This is a genomic window from Myxosarcina sp. GI1(2024) (assembly GCF_053543375.1).
This window is the reverse complement of sequence record NZ_JBKGTY010000010.1, coordinates 72,564-88,818: the sequence shown is the minus strand read 5'-3', so window position 1 is coordinate 88,818 and position 16,255 is coordinate 72,564. Positions and strand designations below refer to the sequence as shown.

Annotated in this window: 12 protein-coding genes and 2 pseudogenes; 4 read left to right on the top strand and 10 right to left on the bottom strand. The window is 42.4% G+C overall.

Annotated features, from left to right (window positions below):
* Positions 1–6 precede the first annotated feature (6 nt).
* The 6 genes and pseudogenes from ACLFKQ_RS25615 to ACLFKQ_RS25590 all read right to left on the bottom strand — a co-directional run.
* Positions 7–141 (bottom strand): hypothetical protein, encoded by a 135-nt coding sequence (locus tag ACLFKQ_RS25615; protein WP_449002504.1) that lies wholly within the window; start codon positions 139–141, stop codon positions 7–9.
* 119 nt (positions 142–260) lie between these two features.
* Positions 261–1,931 carry a hypothetical protein gene (locus ACLFKQ_RS25610; protein ID WP_449002503.1) on the bottom strand — a complete coding sequence of 557 codons (1,671 nt, stop codon included), beginning with the start codon at positions 1,929–1,931 and terminating at the stop codon, positions 261–263.
* On the bottom strand, positions 1,928–3,931 hold the full coding sequence (locus ACLFKQ_RS25605; RefSeq protein WP_449002502.1) for a hypothetical protein: 2,004 nt from the start codon (positions 3,929–3,931) through the stop codon (positions 1,928–1,930). Before ACLFKQ_RS25605 ends, ACLFKQ_RS25610 begins: the two co-directional genes overlap by 4 nt.
* A 180-nt stretch (positions 3,932–4,111) precedes the next feature.
* Positions 4,112–4,615 (bottom strand): HdeD family acid-resistance protein, encoded by a 504-nt coding sequence (locus ACLFKQ_RS25600; RefSeq protein WP_449002501.1) that lies wholly within the window; start codon positions 4,613–4,615, stop codon positions 4,112–4,114.
* A 308-nt stretch (positions 4,616–4,923) separates the two neighbouring features.
* Positions 4,924–5,955, bottom strand: a complete 1,032-nt coding sequence (locus ACLFKQ_RS25595) for an AI-2E family transporter (RefSeq protein WP_449002500.1) — start codon at positions 5,953–5,955, stop codon at positions 4,924–4,926.
* Between the two features lie 156 nt (positions 5,956–6,111).
* Positions 6,112–6,736 (bottom strand): annotated as a pseudogene (locus tag ACLFKQ_RS25590) (IS1 family transposase); the annotation flags it as partial.
* A 120-nt stretch (positions 6,737–6,856) separates the two neighbouring features.
* Here ACLFKQ_RS25590 and ACLFKQ_RS25585 point away from each other — a divergent pair.
* Positions 6,857–7,026, top strand: a pseudogene (locus tag ACLFKQ_RS25585) (DUF4351 domain-containing protein); the annotation flags it as partial.
* 58 nt (positions 7,027–7,084) lie between these two features.
* On the opposite strand, the gene ACLFKQ_RS25580 reads toward ACLFKQ_RS25585, so the two are convergent.
* The 3 genes from ACLFKQ_RS25580 to ACLFKQ_RS25570 all read right to left on the bottom strand — a co-directional run bounded on the left by ACLFKQ_RS25580 (position 7,085) and on the right by ACLFKQ_RS25570 (position 11,924).
* Positions 7,085–8,098 (bottom strand): ABC transporter substrate-binding protein, encoded by a 1,014-nt coding sequence (locus tag ACLFKQ_RS25580; protein ID WP_449002499.1) that lies wholly within the window; start codon positions 8,096–8,098, stop codon positions 7,085–7,087.
* Positions 8,099–8,209: 111 nt separating this feature from the next.
* Positions 8,210–10,738 carry a TonB-dependent siderophore receptor gene (locus ACLFKQ_RS25575; protein ID WP_449002498.1) on the bottom strand — a complete coding sequence of 843 codons (2,529 nt, stop codon included), beginning with the start codon at positions 10,736–10,738 and terminating at the stop codon, positions 8,210–8,212.
* 190 nt (positions 10,739–10,928) lie between these two features.
* Entirely contained in the window at positions 10,929–11,924 is a 996-nt protein-coding gene (locus ACLFKQ_RS25570; RefSeq protein ID WP_449002497.1) for a helix-turn-helix transcriptional regulator, read from the bottom strand.
* A 201-nt stretch (positions 11,925–12,125) separates the two neighbouring features.
* Between ACLFKQ_RS25570 and ACLFKQ_RS25565 the strand changes: the two genes are divergently transcribed.
* Complete coding sequence (locus ACLFKQ_RS25565; RefSeq protein ID WP_449002496.1) at positions 12,126–12,713, top strand: Uma2 family endonuclease; 588 nt, start codon at positions 12,126–12,128, stop codon at positions 12,711–12,713.
* Here the strand turns inward: ACLFKQ_RS25565 and ACLFKQ_RS25560 are convergent, their stop codons facing one another.
* Positions 12,714–14,507, bottom strand: a complete 1,794-nt coding sequence (locus ACLFKQ_RS25560; protein WP_449002495.1) for an ABC transporter ATP-binding protein — start codon at positions 14,505–14,507, stop codon at positions 12,714–12,716.
* A gap of 302 nt (positions 14,508–14,809) precedes the next feature.
* On the opposite strand from ACLFKQ_RS25560, the gene ACLFKQ_RS25555 reads away from it, so the two are divergent.
* Positions 14,810–14,992, top strand: a complete 183-nt coding sequence (locus ACLFKQ_RS25555; protein ID WP_449002494.1) for a hypothetical protein — start codon at positions 14,810–14,812, stop codon at positions 14,990–14,992.
* A 134-nt stretch (positions 14,993–15,126) separates the two neighbouring features.
* Complete coding sequence (locus tag ACLFKQ_RS25550) at positions 15,127–16,143, top strand: helix-turn-helix transcriptional regulator (protein ID WP_449002493.1); 1,017 nt, start codon at positions 15,127–15,129, stop codon at positions 16,141–16,143.
* Positions 16,144–16,255 lie beyond the last annotated feature (112 nt).

Genomic DNA, 16,255 nt, shown 5'->3' with positions numbered 1-16,255 from the left:
TAATTACTAGGTTTTTTTTCTTCCTCTTGCTTGATAGTTATCTACACAAACTATGTCAATTTCTAATTCTTTTAGTCTAGTAACGCTCGCCTTTCTCGACCATCCTAATTCAGTTTCTGCTTTACGTGGTGAGCTACTCAAATAATCTTCGGTCAGTTTACCATAAAAATCCTCTTTATCGAGCCCGTTAGTTTTTTGGCAGCATCTTTCTAAAGGTGATTTAATTTTTTTGTATTTTAAGTTATTCTGCCTTTCCAGCCCTATTTAAGGATAGATCTAGAAACAACATTAGGTATCCGAAATCCAAAATCAGTAGGTGCAATAGGTTCTATCTCTCGATCGTATCCGCCTACTTGATTGGTACGAATTACCCACAGGGTCGCTCCCAGCTGCAAGAAGATCGTGGCGATTACGTCGTTGGTCAGACGCGGCAATAGGGTTCGCCAACTGGCCAAAGCATTAATCATCGTTTTACCTGGAGTTTCTCCAGGAAATCTTCCTAGGTTTAGATCCCCATACTTCCAATCACGACGGATTAATCCAAAAGGAACCAGATTAGCTTCAAGTGTACTGACTAGATTGGACAATAACTGAAAGCGGTGGGTCTGTTCGTGGTTAGGATGCTCTCGTAGCCACCTCAACATTAGGGGGTTGAGTTGAAACTCAGCGATCATCCGCTTGAGAGAGCTGTAAAGTGCCTGACTCGAATCTTGCACGCAGGAATTGACAGGACTTACAATGGTTGTCCCCGTACCGTCACCAATCCGATATCGAGCCGCCATCACATCTAACTCGCGAATCAAATACTCGAATGGAGAAAAGACTACTCCATCAAAATTGTAGTCTTCAGTCAAAGGGGGAAATGCAATCGCAATCTCGGAAATCGGACGCGTGCCCAACCACCCAAACTGGCGATCGCCCATATAGCGCGTCCAGCAATTGGCTCCAGAAATAATTCCATCGGTGTTGTGAGTATAGATCTGACGGTATTCAATCTCGAAACGCAACTTATCTGTTAACGGTTCTGTTAACGGTTCTCTCACGACGCGCGCAATTCCATAGGAAAAGTGACCAAAGAAAATAGGAGTCACCGCTGCCGGTTCTCGTTTCTCACCGCCAATTCCACCATAAACATGCATTAGCAGAGTGCGCGTTCCCTCTGGAAAAATTTGACTCACATCCTCAGACCAGCCCTCTTTACTCGGCTGTGATGAATTGGGTTGGGTTAAATTAGAAGGAACTGTAGCTCGTTTTTCTGCATTCGGTAACAACAGTGCCGTCGTCAGCTTTCCTTTTTGAGCTACCACATTTTTCCAGTAGTCAAAGTTGATGTATCTGAGGGTTGCTTTCTTGCCGCAAATCACCAGATCTGGTTGTAGAGCAAAGAGCCGATAGGGGGCGAGAGCTTGTACCACAAATTCGCCGTCAACATTTTGGGCACCAAAAATATACCATCCGGACTCATTGGCAGGAGACTGCTCGAGCCGATTGTTGGAAGCCGGTAAGATGCCATCACGATTGGCGATCGCGGTGGGAAGGTAAACCACTGACAATGCTCCATCAAATTCCTGAGACTCTCGACAGTAGTGCTGTACCCGAAACCGTTCCTCTCCCAGAGGCTCTCGTATTTTTACTAATCCGTAATACCGTCCTGAAATTTGAAGGGGATCGGAACGAATGAGCAGTGTCGGTTCATTCAACTTGCGATCTAGCACCTCTATAGGTTCTTTGAGTGCCACCACAACGTCATCTTGAGGATGAGCCCCGGCAAGAGATTCTAGAGGGTCTACTTTTTGCCAGTGGTTGAGTCGCTCTGGGTGAATGTTTCCCTGTCGCTGACTGAGACGCACTTGACTTTCAAAATGTACGTCGTAGGTGACTAACTGAACGTAGGACTGCACCTTAGGGTCGTCACTCCACCGTAGGTTCACAACTCGCCCCACCAAGGCATTGTAGTTCTGAGGAGCGTGATAGAATTCCAGACGCACCCCTGTCCCTGATGACGCTCCTCAAGTCTAGGTAAAATCAGCCGACCCAGCCAAGTATGGGTAGGGCAGTACAGTTCCGAGGAGATAGATTGTCGAATGGGATAGTATTCAGGTCGATTAAATGGAGCGGCTTGATATCTCTCATAGTTACTGACTCGAAAGATATCGGCAGGATTGAGTCCACTAAGAGCCCAATCCTTGAGCAAAATTCCGGTAACTAGATTGAGTGTTTGCTGTAAGTGACTGCGACCATCTTCTAAATAGGCATCAGCTCCTAAGGGACCAGACTGACCATTGTGACCCACCAGTCCTAAAGGAATGATGCTGATTTTACCTCGTCGCTTGGCTTGGTTCCAGTTCGAAGAAAGGGCAAGTGCCCACCGAGACCGAAAACAAATCGATCCTAGCTTTTCGACCAGATCTTTAGCTCCGACCAAATGGTATAAATGTTCGGTTTCCATCACTCCCGTGTTACCGGCGATCACGCCACTAATGGAAATGACCTCAATCGAAGTCTGGGTCGCCTCTCGCAAATAGGTTACGGCGCCCATTGCCATCTGTCCTCCTCCACTGTTGCCAATTAGGGTAATTGGTGTTTGACTTCCCGTCTGGTATCCGTGATGTACGAGACTGTTAAGCAATACTCGAGCGAGTCCTAGATTATTCAGGGGACCGTAACGGCGGTCGGCAGAAACCGCAACGGCAAACACATTGCGAAGATTGATCGCGAATCCGATGGGGTTATTGGGGTTTTTCTGCGTTAATGATTCTACAATTCGCCACAAAAAGCCAGAAGGACGAGCTTGAGAAAGTGGTCGATTGCTCACCGAATATGGCATGATGCCTTTGACCACCAACACATTGGGCGGCAATGTCTCCACTAGCTCGTCCAAGAAGCGATCGACTTCTGGTAAACAGGCATAGGCTCCCTGGTTAATGCCATCGAGATAAATTACGTAGCAGGCGATCTCAGTATCTGGCAAGGGCGATCGTACGGGAATACCCGGGTTGAGGGGTCCTGGTTCTTTCCAACCCGCCCACCAGCTCAATGCTTCTAGGGGAGTCAAAAGAATCGAGATCAGCAGGGCAATCAGACTAATTGCAACTAAGTTTAGCGTCAATCGAACCGTTCTAGACATTGCCTCGAACCAAAATGTCAACCATCCCTGAGAAGTGAAGATCGACCCAATAACGATAAACGCGATCGCGGCGATCGCCAAAAACTTAAGAATGTGGCGAGTGGGTTTCGAGTGTAACTGAGTCGCTGCTGCATTAACCCAATCCCAGTCCATCAACTCTGCTACTTGTGGATTTCCAGCTCTAATCACTTCAGCCAAACTTTGCCGCTCGACAACCAAATTCGTACCCGCAAACAGGTGCTTCAGCGAACGTCCCATAGCCATTAGCGGGCGACCTGCTGTCCGCTGTAAAAGCTGCAGTACCACCCAACCTAAACCAGAACAGGCGAATGCCATCCAGAGAGACAGGCTGCCAAGATTTTGCAAGCCGACAACCAGACTCAGCAGACTCCAGATGGAAATCACTACTGAGATGGGAATACCTAAGTAGGGCAGGGCGACCAGAAAACCAAACAACTGTGGGACATAGCTGAGTGCCACCCAACTCATAACGCTAAGCAACTGCAACTGGGCTCTAAAAATGAAGTGTCCGACCAACCAAACACTCCACGCCCAAAAGATATAGGTAAAAGCAAACAGAAACGCAGCAACCCCCAAACAGAGGAAAAACCGCAGTGGCTTAACGCGATTAACGAACAAAACAAAGCTCTGACCGATCGCTTGAGATAGACCAGCCGCCAGGACGATAAGCAATGCTATGGTTCTGCTAAAAGGTGATTCGGTAAGTTTAGTATAAATCTCTGGATTGAGAGTAAGCACCTCTGCGATCGAATGCCAAAACTGCTGAAAAAAGTTTTCTATCATCTTCTCTCACGAGTGCCACTATACACTATAGTCATTATGCTGAGATTATTTTGCTTCAAAATTTTAAAATCGCTAATTTTATCTAGTATTGGAACAAAAGTCATGAGAACCGATTCATCAGCTTCTTCGCTTATGGTTACGAGATCTAGAATGCCGAAACTCCAGTGGTAATATAATGAATCAGATTCCACTGACTATTAAACTTGCCCCAACTAACAGACCCAATAACCAAGCTGCACCCAATTTTCGATTAACAATAAAAAGAGTTCCTAAGCCAATCGAAATCACTCCGCTCATCAGCATCCAATTGCGGGCAGAGCCGGGGCGCAAACTAGAAACCATAGCTACTTCCAGCAGTCCCTTGGCGAGAATAATAATCCCCAGTAACATTGATAAAGAGAGGTATGGCTGTATTAGCTTAGTGAAGAGCAAGAGACTAGCAACCTCGTTCAGAATACCAGTGCTGAGTTTAAGCCATAATCCGGGACTTGGACGCGATTGAAATGCATAGACAATGCGAATCAAACCACTAATAAGAAAGACCCAGGCTAGGATTAATCCTACAGCCTCTGGTGCTAACAACGGTAGGACAATGGCTCCTAACCCCAACAGAATCAGCAAAACCCCAAGGATAAAAATCCAGGTTGTGAAATCTTCAACTGGTCGATTATTGGGATTATTCATGAGTGCTTATGGGTGAATTGTTTCACTTTACCAGACAAAAAATAGGTTATAAGCTGTTATTCCAAATAGAAACCATAGGTTTATTAGTAGTATTTTTAACCATTCATCATTTATCTATCATAGTTGTTCAATTTTTTCGAAAACATATGGAAATTAATTAGAACGACTATAAGTTTGCAAAATTATACAGAAAAGAGGGTTTGATTAATAGTAGCTACACTTGCACTTCGTCCTCGTGCATCAGATCGGATTAACTTAATCTATAAGAGCGCATTCTCACTAAAAAAATGTGTCTGACAGTTGAGTTTTTACTTATTGTTTAAAAAATCCTTAATTAAGGCTTCTTGAAACCAAGTTTTGATTACAATTGATAGCGGAAGAGCCAAAGCCAAACCTAGAAAACCGAAAAAGGTAGTAAAAAAAATTTGGACAATAAGTGTGGCTGCTGGTAACAAGTCTACCTGTTTTTTCATCACTATCGGACCCAACCAGTAAGTTTCCACCTGTTGAATGATAGTATACCAGACTAGCACCGCGAGGGCTTGACCTGGTGAACTGAGCAGGGCGACCGCAATGGGAAACACTGCACTGAGTGTTGGTCCAATGTTGGGAATAAAATTAAAAATTCCAGCTAAGATTGTATGGGCAAAGACGAAGGGAATTCTCAGGAACAACAATCCGAAGCCACACAGGACAGCAACAAAGAGTGATTTAATTCCCACTCCTTTGAGCCAAGCCAGCAGACCGACTTCACTCATGCTGATAATTTCCCGTGCTCGTTCTCGATAAGAAGCAGGTAACAACTGCAACAGTAAATTACGATACGCCAAGGGTTCGACTAAAAACATTATCGTTAGTACCAAAACCAGCAATAATTGCAAGATAACCGCAGTTGAATTAGAAAAGAGACTTAAAAAATTGCTGAATACTTTTGGAGCTAGAGAGCGTAGTTGTTGAGCAATTTCAGAAAAGTTTGGTAGCAATTCTGAATCAAACTCCGGAAACCATAGGGGTGGATTTTCTTTAAAGCTGTTACCCCACTGCAACAGTTGTCTAAATCCAATGGGAATTAATTGAATCAGTTCCTGAAACTGACCGACAAAAGGCGGAATGATAAAAATAATTAAAAGTATAGAGATTACAAATACTAAAACTAAAGTAGCAAGAATACTATTATTCCTACTTAAATTAAACTTTCTCACCAGCAATCGCACTAAACTATTCAGAGCTGTTGCCAGAACGACTGCTGTAAAGATTAACAACAAAATTTGTCGAAACTGCCAAAGAATGATTATGGAAGCAACTAGACTAAGCAATCCAAGCCAATCATTAAACTTCATGCCACGATATCCTTATTTTTCTGGTAATTGAACTTTGCCGGTCAGATTGTTGAAGTGAGTTGAAATTTGCTCGAATGAGCAAGTAGATTATTTTTACAGTACGGTATGAAGTGATTATATAGAGCTGTTTCTTACCTTAAATAAATATTGGTAGTCCTAAAAAGGAAAGGATGAATGCACAGGTAAAGAAGCATTGTAATGATGAATAATATACCAGATTGCACTAATGTAATTTTCTAGCTTCTTAGAGAAAGATAGAGTTTTTCTGACCAGTCGTGATACCCGTTGTCGTAAAGTGCAGTTTAATCGCTCTATATAGCTTGTTAAGCCAGTTTCTTCTTGAAACAATCGCTCATGGGGGTTTCCCCCATGAGCGATTGTTTCGCTTTTCCTACTGCTCGATGACGATTGCTGGGAAAAGCTACAGGATAAGAAACCCAGAAATCACTATAAAATAAAATACTGCACACTGTCGATAAACAGCAGGTAGCGCTCGCCAAAGAGCTGGCGCTGATTCTCTAGAGCGCTCGCCAATGTAACAACCTACAATTTCACGAGTGACGACATCCAGAGCAAGCCACACCCATTGTTCATTGCCCTTATCATTCACAAATGACCAGTGTTCATCCATCTGAACGGTTAGACGCCCTTTTGGCTTGGGTTGTACTGCCACTTGTCTAGGAACAGCGTCATATTTCCCATTCATATGGTTTTGTAGCCAAGGTTCGGAAATCTTGAGAACACGAGCAATACCAGCTAACGGAATCTTCTCTAAGAGCAAATAGCAATAGTCCCTATGCCTTTAAATCTAATTTTATATATCCATTATTCAGACGATGCAATTAAGAGAAAGTATTTACCAAAACCGCAATAGATAAAATAAATAAGACTTACAGAATTGCGATCGCTCATTCTACGTCTCTTAACTCGAAAGATAGGAGAATTACCATCAGATGCGATCGCGCAAATTGAAAAAATCTCTCCTTAGAACAAATAGAAAATCTCGGTGAAGCTTTGTTGGATTTTCAAGAGATGGCAGATCTAGAAGCTTGGTTGAGGGAAGTCAGTTAGGACAGTGAAAACAGTTGGGACAGTACGAATCTCTATCAAGCTATTGCTCTAACTGTTGCTACTTGCTATCCAACAGCAAATCTGGCAATGCTTCTAAAATTAGTCGGTCAGTCAAAGGTCCACGAGTAACACTACCCCAGAGGTAAAAGTCTACAAAAAATACTCGACCTTGCTGAAAAATTTGCATGGAGTTAAGTAAAGGATTTTTCGCCCATTTTTTTCGTAAGACAGATTCAGGATTATAAAAACTTTCATCACTCCAAGACAGAACAATGATGATATCAGTTTCAATCTTAGGTAACATCTCCAGAGAGATTTCAGTCTCACCTTGTGTACCCTCTGGCGCAACTACTTCAAAACCAATTTCTTGTAATAATCTGGCTGTAGTGCTTTCTGGTTGTGAGTTGATATAAGTAGTCAAATTAGAACTAATTAAAAATACACGAGGATAGGCTTGCAACACGGGTTGTAATGCTGCACGGGCTTGAGCGATTTGCCGCTCGAATGCTACTAACAATTCTTCTACCTGGGCTTCTTTTCCTAAAGCTTTAGCAATTCCTTTGATATCGTGCTGCCAAGAATATTGTCCATCTGCACTTTGGTCGCTAAATAGTAAAGTGGGGGCAATTCGAGTCAGTAAGGAATACTCGTCCTCATTAGCCCACTTTTCTCCCAAGATTAAATCTGGTTGGACAAGAGTAAGACGTTCGAGAGAAGGAGAATAGCGATCGCCGACACCTAATGGCTGTGTAGTTACCCATTTGCCAAGATAGGGAATTTGTTCTGTGGGATTATCGTAAGTTTGAATTTTTACATCCTTGGCTTCGGCATAGGCAGCAGGCTGTACTCCTAGTGCCAACATACTATCTAAAATATGAGGGCTGAGAGCTGCTACTTTCTGTGGTTGACCGCAGATTTCTGTTTCTCCCATCTCATGCTTGACCAAACGACAGGATTCTGAACTAACAGATGTAATAGGATTGCTGGTAGGAGAGTTTGGAGGGCGATCGCAAACCACAATTAAGATGACGGTACAGATTCCTATAATTAATAAACGGTATAGCTTAGACATGAGCAGAGGAGACGGGGTGATGGGAAGCTTATAGCCACGGACGCATTCGCGTCCCAGTCGTCTTACGACGATCTGCGCGTACGCGCTGTGCTTAAAGCTTATAGACTTTGATTAAAACTCTATTGACACTGTACCCAAGACCGTAAACGGCACACCAGGATAGATTAAACTAGTATTCTGTGAGGATTCAAAATATTCCTTGTCAAACAGATTCTTAAAATTAAGTTGAACTCGCCAGTTATCGCGATCGTAGAAAAGACTGGCATCGGCGCGTACATAGGAAGGTACGACAAAATCATTGGGGATTTCTGCTTCTACATCCCCTACATAAAATAAACCCGCACCAAAACCCAAACCTTGTAGACTACCCTGTTGAATTTCATAAGTCGTCCACAAACTAGCACCGCTACCAGGAGCATTGATTAAAGTGTCATCTTCAGGATTATCTTCATCTCCCTCAGAGATAAAAGCGTCGTTAAAGAATAAAGAAGCAATAATATTCCAGCCACTTACAGGTTCTCCTGCCACGTCTAATTCAATTCCGCGACTTTTGACTTCTCCAATGGGAATGGAAAAATCGGGATTGTCAGGATCGGTTCGGGTAATATTAGTCTTAGTAATTTCGTAAGCAGCTAGGGTAGTAGAAAAATCGCCAAATTCTCCTTTAATCCCTACTTCATACTGCGTACCCCGTTCTGGCTCGATTGTTTCCCCATCGCTAGTTATATCGGCATTGGGAATAAAGGAACGACTGAAACTGCCATAGAGAGAAATTGGTTCGATGGGTTGATAGACTAAACCCACACGAGGAGAAAAGGCTTCACTGTCAAATTCGCTCTCTTCAATAAAAGGTTCGCCATCAAATACTGAATCAAGTTCATTTTCATCGGTGACAAAATCAAATCTACCACCTGCTAAAAGTTTGAGATTGGGCAACAACGTAACTTGGTCTTGCAGATAAAAACCCAAGTTACTAGCTGTACGGTCGCGGTCGAAAAGGTCATTACGACTATCGGGGCTAGGGATTGGTGCGCCATATTGCGGGTCGAACACATTAATCGCAAAAGGTTGATTTTCGGGGTCGAAAAGATCAGCGTTATCAGTACCAAAATTAATCTGGGCTAGCTCAAATCCTGCTAATAGCTGATGTTCCACCGAACCAGTCTTAAATTCACTAATTAAATCTGTTTGCCAGGAAAGGTTATCGCTAAAGGTCTCACGATCGGAGAAAAATCTCGTGAGCCGATCGCTTTCTGGGTCGAATTCATTGGGGCGAAAAGCAGTTAAGGAACTGTCTGTGATTTCCGCAGCAAAGCCACTACGCAGCTGGATATTCTCGTTAAATCTATGGTTTAAAGTTAGATAGAAACTGTGGGTAGTAGTATCAAAAAAATCATCTGGTTCGCCTAAAAATCGTTCTCTAGGTAGTTCAAACACAACAGGATCGATAGGTAAACCATCATCAAAAGTTTGATTGGACTCTATATAATTATATTCAAAGGTTAAGCTGGTAGCATCGTTGAAGTCATAGTTAATAACAGGGGCAATAGCTAAAATTTCCGAATCGACAAAATCTCGGAAACTACCGCCATTTTGATAGGAAAAGTTAAAACGATAAGCTAGCTTTTCGTCTTCAGTCAAAGGTCCCGCGAGGTCGATGGCTGGTTCGATAAAACCAAAACTCCCCGCAGTAAATTTCAAATTATAGAATGGATCTCGCAGAGGCTTTTTAGTAACAAAATTAATAATTCCTCCTGGTTCTACCTGACCGTATAATACCGAAGCAGGACCCTTAAGAACTTCAATCCTTTCTACTGTACTAGGAGGAATGGTAACTGCTGTAAAACCACCACTTCGTAATCCCGATCTAAATCCGTTTCTCAGGGTTATAGAATCATCAAACCCGCGAATACTAAAGCGATCGGTTATATTGCCAAAATCTCTTTGAGGTGTCACCCCCGATACGTTACGTAAAGCATCACCAATCCGAGTTATATTTTGGTCTTCAATGACCTCTTGGGGTACGATCTGAATCGATTGAGGAATATCCCGTAGCAGTGTATCAGTTCGCGTGGCAGTTGTGGCATCGGGAACATAATAATCATCATCTTCTGCTTCACCCGTGGCAATAACTTCAATCTCCTCATCTGGTTCTTGCTCTGCCGTCGTCTCATCAGGTGTGACGCTTAAAACTAGATCGTCTCTTCCTGGTACTACTTCCGCGCTTGGTGCTTGGTTCTCTCCCGTCATCCTAACTCGAATACTATTTTCCTCGGCATTATTGACCGTAATCCTTCTAATCCCTGGAGCGGGATTGAGTTCGGTTACGCCATTCCTAATCGAAAAAGCCAAAGTCGCATCGAGAATATCGATTACCAAATCATTCCCTTGAGGCAGAATCAACGGCACTAATCTCTCACTTCCCGCCACCGTTTCTAAGACTAACTCCAATCCTGACTCAGTTTGATTAAGTTCTACCCCCGTAACCCGTGTCACCCCTTGGGCAACCAGATCCTTATCCCTATCCTCCTGTAAGGACGAACGACCGTTCGCCCCTACCGCCTCTGCCCCTACTGCTGGCATTGCAACCAGCGATAATAAACCCGTCAATACAAATAACCGTTGCAGTCGATTCACCATAACTCCACACACCTTCTACGTAAAGGCAAAACCTTTTCCATCTATTGCTATAAATTCTTAATAGAGAAATCGTATCAGAAGGGGAGTTAGGTCAAAACACTAAATGTAGCCCAAACGGAATTAAAATATGACCCAAAGGTAATTATTATTCAGCGTGGGTTCTGGTGGCGCATATAGGCTAAAATGCAGGTTAATTTTCCTCAAGCGCACATCCCATTTGATATTGTTTGGGGGAAACGCCGTACTTTTTGCGAAACCCTTTAGAGAGAGAGGTATAGCTTGCAAAACCCACGCTGTGGGCAATTTCTGAGATCTTCAGACGACGTTCTCTTACAAGCTGTAAGGCTTGTTCTAGGCGATAGTCGTGTAGGTAGCCAAAGGCAGTAGTGCCAAATACTTCGCGAAATCCTCGTTTAAGGGTGCAATCGTTTAATCCTACCTGTCGCGCTAATTCGATTAGTGATGGTGGATTATCAAAGTTAGCGGTGAGAATGGCTTTTGCCCAATGAATGCGATCGATATCGTCTGATTTGAGGGAAGATAACTTTTGTGTTGAGCGATCGCTTTGTTTAAGCTGCTCTAATTTTAAAGTAATCAGTTCCAGACACTTACTCTCTAGATAAATTTGTTTGGTTTTTCCCTGAAATGGGCAATTAAAAATTTGCCTCAATGCGGATTGCATGGCAGGAGTAATGTGACCGATTTCACATAAACTGTTGCGATCGCCAATCCGCTGGCGGGTTTTTGCTGGCAATTCTTCCAAAATTTCCGCGACTGATTGAACCAACTCATTAGCAGACTCTAAATGAATATCCACCTTTAGTAAAGGATCGTTAGCATATGTAATCAGCACGTATTCATCTGGTTCGTCAAAACTTCCCCACTGAACAAAGTTTTCTCCCGTACGCTTGCCATAGCGATCGCCCGATAAATGAAAGCCAAACTCACGGGTGATATCGGATTCATTTTCATCTTTCCTGATTATGAATAGATCCTCATGAAGCTGATAGTTGAAGAGTGATAGCTCGATGCCGTGCAAATTAATCGACTGAATATACCCTTGTCCTAGACATTCTGGAACTAACTGTAATGTTTCGGAAAAATCCGCAGACTTTATGTTTTGAGAAGATGGATTTGCCTCCTGCCAAAGCGCGTCATAATCCGAACCATATATTGTAATTGTCATAAGAGCGATAAATTTAAGTAGCAAATAGCAACACTTTTTCGACAGTACTTTAAATTGCTAATAATTATCAATATACTCAAAAAGAGCGCATGATTGGCAAGGCGATCGCCCGCCAATAAGCTGAGGTCTATCTGCTGTAAAGATAACCTCTGTCCATACGCTAAAATTGTTGACAAGTATATCTGGGAATAAAAATATAAAATGACCACAACCAGTCGGCAGTTCACCCTAGAAGAATATCTTAACTACAGTGACAGCAGCGATCGGTGTTATGAGTTGGTCAATGGAGAAATTAGAGAAATGCCACCTGAGTGGGATTTTAATAACCAGATTGCCTCATATTTATTTGCAGAATTGTTGAAGGTGGTTTCTAGTCGTCTCATTCGCTGCAAGGGAATTGAAATAGTTGTGAGTGGAGTTCGAGCAACAACCAGAGTTCCCGACTTAATGGTGTTGAGCGAAGAATTACGCCTGGCATTGCGACAATCGCGACGGGGAACAATTACCTTAGATATGTTGCCCCCTGTATTGGTGGTGGAAGTAGTCTCATCTGGGAAAGAAAACGAAGACCGAGACTATAGATACAAGCGATCGGAATATGCAGCACGAGGAATTGCTGAATATTGGATTGTCGATCCAGAACGCTCTCAGGTAGTAGTTTTGACTCTGGTAAATGGGTTGTATGAGGAAGCAGTTTATCAAAGAGATGAACACTTGACTTCAAAAACCTTTCCGACTCTGAAAATAACCGCAGAGCAAATTCTTCGAGGAGGAGAGATTGCTTACTAATTAAAAATATGCTGCTGGTAAATCCTCAAAAGTACCCGTCATCTCAATCCTACCGCGATCGAGTAAAATAATGCGATCGCTTCTTTCCAAGACTGTAGGGCGGTGAGAGACGACGAGATAGGTTGGAGTCCAGTTAGGGTTAGATGAGTGAATTGAGAAGAGGCGCGACCAGAGTTTTTGTTCGGTTTCCACATCTAAAGCACTAGAAAGGTCGTCGAATACCAGTAGGTCAGGTTGGCGAATTAACATTCGGGCAGTGGCAGCCCGTTGTAGTTGTCCACCCGAAAGACGCATCCCTTTTACGCCAATGGGGGTATTGAGTCCATTGGGCATAGCGGCAAGATCTTCTTCAAAGACGCCAAGAGCGATCGCCCGTTCTAATTGCTCATGACTTGTTTCTAGTCCTAGTAAAATGTTTTCTCGCAGCGTGTTACTAAATAGCTGTGGTACTTGAGGCGTATAGGCACTACGAGGCGGGACAAAAAAGCGATCGGGGTTATCCACCTGCTGTCCATTCCAGTAGATTTCTCCCGACTGACTGGGCAACAATCCCATTAGCACTCGCAATAAAGTAGTTTTGCCAGAACCAACTTGTCCCGTAATAACCGTAAAACTACCCCGTTCGAGTTGCAGTGAAACATCGGTGATGCCTCGATCTGTTCCTGGATAGTAATAGGTTAGGTTTAGTGCCGTGAGATTTTGTAAACGATCTGACTCTGAAGTTGTCGAAGATTCGATCTGAGGTAGTTTTGGAGTTCTTCCGACAATAGGTTTGATATAAAGAGGATGGTGGGCAGAAATGTCTGAGGCTTCGCGAGCGATTAATCCTGCCAGGCGTTCTACGGACACTTCACTTTGTTTGGTTTGGGTGAAAAATTCTCCTCCAAAGGCGAAGAAATTAGTGATGTAGGAGAGATAATAAACAAATAAAGCCAAGTCACCAACCCTGAAACTATCATTAGGAGATTCCATCGATTGGGTTGCAAATAACAGAATTACTCCAGTACCGATACTGACTAGATTCTCAAAGCTCGATTCTAAAATTGCCGTTAGTAAGCGATCGCGGATCGTTAACTGTCGACGGCGATCGCAGGTTTGGCGCAAACGATTCAAAACGCTCGTTTCTGCATTAGCTACTTTAATCGCTTGTACGGCTGAAAACATCTCTCCCAACATGCTAGTAACCTGTTGTGTTGCCTGACGGCTGTCACGACGATAGCGTTTGAGGCGATCGCCAATACGCTGGAGGATAATTACGATTAGTGTTAAAGGCAAAAATACCAAAAAAGTAATCCTGGCGTTAACACTAAATAACAGTATCAGCGAACCAAAAGCAAATATTCCCTCGCCAGCAATTTCATTTGTCCCCACCACGTTATTTTCAAGCTGTTGAGCATCATCCCGAAAAAAGCTGATTATAGCCCCTGGGGAAACAGAGCTATTACCCTCCTTATTATCCATTAACGGCTCTGCTCCTGGACGCTTCATCAATCCTCTGAGCAAGTTGTGCCGAACGAGAGCACTCATGATAAAACGATGCTGAGTCTTAGTAATGCGCCCTGTAAAGATAGCCACAATGTGAGCTAATCCAATGGCTAGAAATAAGGCAATCCATTCCCAAACCGAAAGTAAACCCGCAGATTTTGCAGTAAGAGTATTGAAGAATTCGCGAATAATAATCCCTGGAATAGCTGGCAATCCGGCGATGAATAGCCACAGAATCGTATCTACCCAATACAGCCGTTGGGCATAGCGAATTAGATGCCAAATAGTATGCCAAATAGAAAAATTCACGATGAGTGTAGAAGCATTAACAATGAATTCTATAGCTAGGGGTGAGGATTGTCTGGTTTTATCGGTGAGGTAGTCGGTTAGCAACCAATAATTTATCTTCCATAAAAGTTTGAAAATTTCGAGAGCGAGTACATCTTATAATTATTAAATATTTATCTCAATAGCTTGCTGTTAAATTAATCGCTTTTCTATGACTTTTACTATTTCTGATGCAGAATATTATCTTTTTGCCAAGAAAACTGCCAATCCCGTAACTGTAATTTAGTCCTCGATAATTACGAAATCCTGCTCGAACCACTAAAATGCCTAGGGCAATATGGATATATCCACCTTATGGAATTGTTACCTGGGGTGGAGTTGAGTATTGGAAATCGCAGAAGCGATCGCGATTAGAAAATCCTCCTTCTATTTTAGAATTAGCTATGGCACTCGCTCCCGATCGCCAGTATTCTATCCCAGGCTATGCTTGTGTAATGCACTACTAGCGACCAGTCAAGTTATTTTCGGTATTTACTTTTCTCAAAGAAATTTGTTGCTAAAATTTTGCATTTAATTTTAAAATTAAATGCTAATAGAGCCAGGGCTTAAACTTTAAGAGGTTATTATCTATTGCTAACAAATGAAAATAATTACAGAAGAGCAACTATTAGAGCAAACTTTAAATACGGGAGGAAAAAGAGAAACAAGAGATAAAATTGATGGATTCGATCGCATTGACAAGCTGCAACATAGTTCTTATCAATGTATAAATAAAGAAATACAACTGAGTCAAGGACTATTTTTAAAAATTACTAATGCTACTTGTTTGAGGCAAATTAATTGTGAAGTAGATCACAGCGATTTTAATTTTTTAGCCTCTAAATTTTATCTCTCTGGCAAGCAACGAGTAATCTGTCCTAAACTAAAAGGAGTAGCAGAAAACTACGCCGAAATTGAAGGGTACAACTATTTATTTTATTTGCCAAATATTGTAGAAATCGAACAATATTTTCCAGATAAAGCGATCGATCTAATTACTATTTATATTAATATTTCTTTTTTAAGTAATTTTTGTCGGGATTTAAAAACCGCACCCTTAATCCTCAAATCTTTGCTCGAAAAAAGTAAGTCTGATATTTTTCATTTGCCTGTAGGAAAAATTTCACCAGCAATGCAAACAGTTTTGCGACAAATTACATTAACGCCATACCGAGGAATGTTGCAGCGAATGTATTTAGAAAGCAAAACTTTGGAACTATTGGTTTTACAGCTAGCTCAGCTTTTAGAAACTGAAACCAATAGAATGGCAGTTACTAACTTAAAAGCTGGTGAAATTGACAAGATTTACCAAGCAAAAGAAATTCTAATTAATAATATCGCCGAACCACCGTCTTTAATTGATCTGGCACGGCAAGTAGGACTCCATCATATGAAACTCAAGCAGGGCTTCCGACAATTGTTCGGTACTACACCATTTGCTTATTTACGTGACTATCGGATGGAGGTGGGGCGTGACTTATTGCTAGAAGGTAAATTAAATGTATTATCGGTAGCTTCTGCTGTAGGTTATGCCAATGCAAGTCATTTTGCAGCAGCCTTCAAACAAAAATTTGGCATTACGCCAAAAGCCTGTAGTTTGGGAAATTCAAGCCTGTAAACTTTGGGTTTTGTCCTTCAGGGGTTGAAACTTGTCCTCTTGGGGTAGATTTAATTCGCTAAAAATACGTAGACTCCTCTCTATGGTTGAAAATGAGAATTTTTAGCAATTA

What these genes read in the sequence shown, in the direction of transcription:
- ACLFKQ_RS25605 (WP_449002502.1), bottom strand. Translation starts at nt 3,931, where the DNA reads ATGATAGAAAACTTTTTTCAGCAGTTTTGGCATTCGATCGCAGAGGTG.
- ACLFKQ_RS25600 (WP_449002501.1), bottom strand. Translation starts at nt 4,615, where the DNA reads ATGAATAATCCCAATAATCGACCAGTTGAAGATTTCACAACCTGGATT.
- ACLFKQ_RS25595 (WP_449002500.1), bottom strand. Translation starts at nt 5,955, where the DNA reads ATGAAGTTTAATGATTGGCTTGGATTGCTTAGTCTAGTTGCTTCCATA.
- ACLFKQ_RS25580 (WP_449002499.1), bottom strand. Translation starts at nt 8,098, where the DNA reads ATGTCTAAGCTATACCGTTTATTAATTATAGGAATCTGTACCGTCATC.
- ACLFKQ_RS25575 (WP_449002498.1), bottom strand. Translation starts at nt 10,738, where the DNA reads ATGGTGAATCGACTGCAACGGTTATTTGTATTGACGGGTTTATTATCG.
- ACLFKQ_RS25570 (WP_449002497.1), bottom strand. Translation starts at nt 11,924, where the DNA reads ATGACAATTACAATATATGGTTCGGATTATGACGCGCTTTGGCAGGAG.
- ACLFKQ_RS25565 (WP_449002496.1), top strand. Translation starts at nt 12,126, where the DNA reads ATGACCACAACCAGTCGGCAGTTCACCCTAGAAGAATATCTTAACTAC.
- ACLFKQ_RS25555 (WP_449002494.1), top strand. Translation starts at nt 14,810, where the DNA reads ATGCCTAGGGCAATATGGATATATCCACCTTATGGAATTGTTACCTGG.
- ACLFKQ_RS25550 (WP_449002493.1), top strand. Translation starts at nt 15,127, where the DNA reads ATGAAAATAATTACAGAAGAGCAACTATTAGAGCAAACTTTAAATACG.